The organism is Pseudomonas sp. P5_B3 (assembly GCF_056400405.1).
The window spans coordinates 1-1361 of sequence record NZ_JBFULI010000127.1 but is presented as its reverse complement, the minus strand read 5'-3'; the positions used below and the strand labels follow the sequence as shown (position 1 = coordinate 1361).

Below are 1361 nucleotides of genomic sequence, written 5' to 3'. Positions count from 1 at the left end.
CACATCTATGGTTACCCCCTTTTCTGCAATACTGTTGTTGATGTCGTGTTTGGCTTGCTTTCATCTATCCGGCGTCTGAGTTGGGGTTGTGGCCCCCGCGCCTCGATGAGAATCGATGCCCAACGACCCTAATTAGGGGAACGGCCTTGCAGCCGTGTGAGAGCCCAGGGTTGTCGTCAGGCCGGTTGGCCGTTCATGTCATCAGTTATCCAGCATCGCAAAACCAGGTGGGTGGTGCTTGGGTGACAGCGGGGTCAGGYGTTCATCGCGGCTGGCCCCGCATCGAATTCAGTGTGGTGKGCCGCTATCGCCCAGGCGATTCTTGCCAGTTTGTTGGCCAGCGCACAAACCACGAGATTGGAGTGATGTCCCGACGCCAGTAACCGGCGGACCCAGTCCGCCAAAGCGCCTTTCTGTCGCTCCAGYTGTATCAAGTAAACACGAGCGCACTGGACGAGCAGGCGTCGCTGGTTGCGATCACCGCGCTTACTGATGCCCAGCAGGACGGACTTGCCGCCCGTGGAATGCTGCTTGGGGACCARYCCGATGGAAGCKGCATAGCCTCGGCCGCATTTGAACTGCTTGCCATCGCCCAGCTCGGCAGCCAGGACGGTGGAGGTGATCGRGCCGACACAGGGCAGAGTCATCAAGCGAGTCGCCAGATCATCTTCAGCGGCCTGGCATTCCACGTCCTTATCCAGCGACTTGATCTCCTCCTCCACATGCTTGAAGTGTCGATACAGTCTCATCAGATTTTTTTTGTACGGCTCAGAAATTGAACTCGCCTCAAGCAGCTCCGGTAGCGCGTTGATCGACTTGAAGCCCGGGGCCAGGCTCACGCCGACTTCCAGAAGCGCGGCGTGAATCCGATTGACGGTGGCGGTGCGATCCTTGATGAACGAGTCTCGGGTGGAGTTCAGCATGGCTAGCACTTGTTGGGCCTGAGTTTTTACCGGCACAAAACGCATTGACGGACGAGTCGCTGCTTCGCAGATCGCCTCGGCATCGGCGAAGTCATTCTTGTTGCTTTTCACGTAGGGACGCACGAGATGTGGAGCAATGAGCCTGGGCGTATGCCCTAACTTGGCGGCCTCCTGCGCCATGAAGTGGGCGCCGCCGCAGGCCTCCATCACGACAGTGCAGGGCTCAAGGTTCATCAGGTGCTGCATGAGCGCTACCCGATTGAATTTTTTGCGGTACAGCTCGTGACCACGATCATCCTGTGCATGTAGATGAAAGGTGTGTTTTCCCAGATCGATGGCGGCAATAGCTACTTTGCTCATGGCAATGATCTCCGATAAGCCCCCTGTGAAAGCTTAGTGGTCGATCACAGGGGGCGGCGGGGGTAGCCATTTCATTAG

1 protein-coding gene is annotated in these 1361 nt (G+C 57.5%); it reads right to left on the bottom strand.

What is annotated here, in order from left to right:
- Positions 1-254 precede the first annotated feature (254 nt).
- Positions 255-1283, bottom strand: a complete 1029-nt coding sequence (locus AC1DRN_RS29895; protein ID WP_477786924.1) for an IS110 family RNA-guided transposase — start codon at positions 1281-1283, stop codon at positions 255-257.
- Positions 1284-1361: the final 78 nt, after the last annotated feature.